The 3,794-nt window shown below is 71.5% G+C and carries 3 protein-coding genes; all 3 read right to left on the bottom strand.

The genetic code is table 11. The features are described from left to right. Positions 1–31: 31 nt before the first annotated feature. Positions 32–796 carry a 3-oxoacyl-ACP reductase gene (locus tag EDJALFJO_RS11495; RefSeq protein WP_088285285.1) on the bottom strand — a complete coding sequence of 255 codons (765 nt, stop codon included), beginning with the start codon at positions 794–796 and terminating at the stop codon, positions 32–34. 87 nt (positions 797–883) lie between these two features. Next, on the bottom strand, positions 884–2,257 hold the full coding sequence (locus EDJALFJO_RS11490) for an aldehyde dehydrogenase (RefSeq protein WP_088285283.1): 1,374 nt from the start codon (positions 2,255–2,257) through the stop codon (positions 884–886). Between the two features lie 56 nt (positions 2,258–2,313). After that, positions 2,314–3,747, bottom strand: a complete 1,434-nt coding sequence (locus EDJALFJO_RS11485) for a glutamine synthetase family protein (RefSeq protein ID WP_088285281.1) — start codon at positions 3,745–3,747, stop codon at positions 2,314–2,316. Positions 3,748–3,794: the final 47 nt, after the last annotated feature.

Below are 3,794 nucleotides of genomic sequence, written 5' to 3'. Positions count from 1 at the left end.
TGCGGGGCGGGCGGGTCCCCGGAGGGGGGCGTCAGAGCGGGGTGACGTACGCCCCGCTGATGCCGCCGTCGACGAGGAAGTTGCTCGCCGTCATGAACGACGAGTCGTCGCTCGCGAGGAACGCGACCGCCGCGGCCATCTCCTCGGGCTGCGCGAAGCGGCCCATCGGCACGTGGACGAGGCGGCGCTGCGCCCGCTCGGGGTCGGAGGCGAAGAGCTCCATGAGCAGCGGCGTCGCGACCGGGCCGGGCGAGAGCGCGTTGACCCGCACCCCCTCGCGGGCGAACTGGACGCCGAGCTCGCGGGTCATCGCGAGGACGCCGCCCTTGCTCGCGGTGTACGAGATCTGGCTCGTCGCCGCGCCGAGCGTCGCGACGAACGACGCCGTGTTGATGATCGAGCCCTTGTTGCGCTTGAGCATGTGCGGCAGCGCGGCCTTGCAGCCGAGGTAGACCGACGTGAGGTTGACCTCCTGGACGCGGCGCCAGGCGTCGATCCCCGTGGTGAGGATCGAGTCGTCGTCCGGCGGGGAGATGCCCGCGTTGTGGAAGGCGATGTCGACCTGGCCGTACTTCTCGACGGCCGCCGCGTACATCGCCTCGTTGTCGGCCTCGCTCGTCACGTCGACCCGTAAGAAGAGCCCGTCGAGCTCCTTGGCGAGCGCCTCGCCGGCGTCGACGTTGAGGTCGGCGACGACGACGTGCGCGCCCTCGCTCGCCAGCCGCCGCGCCGATGCCTCGCCGATCCCGCTCGCCCCGCCGGTGACGACGGCGACGCGGCCCGAAAGTCGTTCCACTGCATTCCTTTCCGATGACCTGCCGATGAAGCTGCCGATGACCTGCCGATGAAGCTGCCGATGAAGCTGCCGACCGTGGCGCGTGCCTCAGTCGGTGGCGATGAAGACGTTCTTGGTCTCGGTGAACGCGTCGAGCGCGTCGGGGCCGAGCTCGCGCCCCAGGCCCGAGCGCTTGAAGCCGCCGAACGGCGTCGAGTACCGCACCGAGGAGTGCGAGTTCACCGAGAGGTTGCCGGCCTCGACGCCGCGCGAGACGCGCAGCGCCCGGCCGACGTCCCGGGTCCAGATCGAGCCCGACAGCCCGTACTCGCTGTCGTTCGCCTTCGCGACGGCGTCCGCCTCGTCGTCGAACGGCAGGACGGCGACGACGGGCCCGAAGACCTCCTCGCGCCACACCCGGTCGCTCGCGGACCGGGGCAGGACGACGGTCGGCGGGTACCAGTAGCCGGGCCCCTCCGGTGCGCTGCCGCGGAACGCGACGTCGACGGGCTCGGTCGCCTCCTCGACGTACGACCGGACGGTCGCGCGCTGGGTCGCCGAGATGAGCGGGCCCATCTCGGCGTCGTCCTCGCCGGGCGCCTTGACCTTGACGCCCTGCACGGCCGGCTCGAGGAGGCCGAGGAACTTCTCGTAGACGCTGCGCTCGACGAGGATCCGGGACCGGGCGCAGCAGTCCTGCCCGGCGTTGTCGAAGACGCCGTACGGCGCCGTCGCCGCGGCCTTCTCGAGGTCGGCGTCGGCGAAGACGACGTTCGCGCTCTTGCCGCCGAGCTCGAGGGTGACCCGCTTGACCTGCCGCGCGCAGCCGGCCATCACCCCGGTGCCGACGGTCGTCGACCCGGTGAAGACGACCTTGCGGACGCCGGGGTGGTCGACGAACCGCTGCCCGACGACGGACCCCTTGCCGGGCAGCACCTGGAAGACGCCCTCGGGGATGCCGGCCTCGAGGGCGAGCTCGCCGAGCCGGATCGCCGTGAGCGGGGTGAGCTCGGCCGGCTTGAGCACGACCGGGTTGCCCGCCGCAAGCGCGGGTACGAAGCCCCAGCCGGCGATCGGCATCGGGAAGTTCCACGGCACGATGACGCCGACGACGCCGATCGGCTCCTTGAACGTCACGTCGACGCCGCCCGCGACCGGGATCTGCCGGCCGAACAGGCGCTCCGGCGCCCCCGCGTAGTAGTGCAGGACGTCGCGGACGTTGCCGGCCTCCCACCGCGCGTTGCCGATGGTGTGGCCCGCGTTGCTGACCTCCAGCCGGGCCAGCTCCTCGACCGCGCCGTCGACGGCGTCGGCGAACCGGCGCAGCAGGCGGGCCCGGTCGGCCGGGGTGACGGCGGCCCAGGCCTTCGCGACGGACTGCGCCCGCGCGATCGCCGCGTCGGTGCCGGCGGCGTCGAGCAGCTCGACGGTCGTGACGACGTCCTCGGTCGCCGGGTTCACGACCTCGTGCAGGACGGACATGGGAACCCTTCTCTCGTACGGTGTCTCGTCGCGGTCCGGTTCGCCGGGCCGTTGGGTCAGAGCCGCTCGAAGCCGCGGACGAGCTCCCAGTCGGTGACGGCCGCGTCGTAGGCGCGCAGCTCGACGTCCGCCATGTTCGTGTAGTGCCGGACGACCTCCTCGGCGACACGCAGCTCCTCGGCGACACCGCCGAGCTCGGCGCCCGGGGTGCGCGGCCCGCTCGCCCCGAGGATCGTCTTGACGACGGGCGACTGCGTGAACGCGTCACGGGCCGCCCTGAGCGTCGTCGCGACCCGCGTGCGCTCCGCGACGTACCCGTTGCCGACGAGCGCCGGCTCGAGCTGCATGTCCTGCTCGATGCCCTGCAGGCCGGAGCCGAGCATCGCGGCGAGCGCGAGGTAGGGGTTGACGTCCCCGCCCGGCACCCGGTTCTCGACCCGCAGCGCCGGGCCCTTGCCGACGACCCGCAGAGCGCACGTGCGGTTGTCCTCGCCCCAGGCGACCGCGGTCGGCGCGAAGCTGCCCGGCTGGAACCGCTTGTAGGAGTTGATGTTCGGCGCGTAGAGGAGCGAGAAGTCCGGCAGGAAGGCCATCACCCCTGCGACGAAGGACTTGAAGAGGTCGCTGCGCCCGTCGGGGCTGGCCGGGTCGGCGAAGACGATGGAGCCGTCGAGCCCGCGCAGGCTCATGTGGATGTGGCACGAGTTGCCCTCGCGCTCGTTGACCTTCGACATGAAGGTCAACGCCTTGCCGTGGTTGGCGGCGATCTCCTTGGCGGCCGTCTTGTAGACGGTGTGCCGGTCCGCCGTCGTCACGACCTCGGCGTACTTGAAGGCGATCTCGTGCTGGCCGTAGTTGCACTCGCCCTTGGCCGACTCCACGACAAGACCGGCCCGGTGCATCATGTTCCGGATGTCGCGCAGCAGCGGCTCGACCCGCGTCGTGCCGATGATCGAGTAGTCGACGTTGTACCGGTTGGACGGCGTGAGGTCGCGGTACCCCTTGTCCCACGCCTGCTCGTAGCTGTCGTCGAAGACCATGAACTCGAGCTCGGTGCCGGCCAGGGCGACGAAGCCCATCGCCTCGGCGCGCTTCACCTGGCGCAGCAGGATCTGCCGCGGCGACTGGACGACGTCCGAGCCGTCGAGCCACGTGAGGTCGCACTGCACCATGACGGTGCCGGGCAGCCACGGCGCGGGGCGCAGCGTCGACAGGTCGGGGCGGAACACGAAGTCGCCGTACCCGGTGTCCCACGAGGACATCGAGTAGCCGTCGACGGTGTTCATGTCGACGTCCACGGCGAGCAGGTAGTTGCAGCCCTCGGTGCCGTGGCCGAGCGTGTCGTCCAGGAAGAACTGCGCGTGCACGCGCTTGCCCTGCAGGCGGCCCTGCATGTCGGTGAAGACGACGAGAACGGTGTCGACGGAGCCGCTCGCGACGAGCCGTCGCAGCTCCTCGACGCTCAGCGGCGGCGGTGGGACGTCGGACATGCGGGTCTCTCCCTCAATCGTCGGTGGCAGGGGCGGGTGCTGCGGGG

It is taken from the genome of Kineosporia sp. A_224 (genome assembly GCF_002198655.1).
Lineage (GTDB): Bacteria > Actinomycetota > Actinomycetes > Actinomycetales > Kineosporiaceae > R-H-3.
This window is presented reverse-complemented; position numbering and strand designations above follow the sequence as displayed.

Bases quoted from the DNA above. Each gene is read 5' to 3' on its own strand.
- EDJALFJO_RS11490 (WP_088285283.1), bottom strand. From the start codon at position 2,257: ATGTCCGTCCTGCACGAGGTCGTGAACCCGGCGACCGAGGACGTCGTC.
- EDJALFJO_RS11485 (WP_088285281.1), bottom strand. From the start codon at position 3,747: ATGTCCGACGTCCCACCGCCGCCGCTGAGCGTCGAGGAGCTGCGACGG.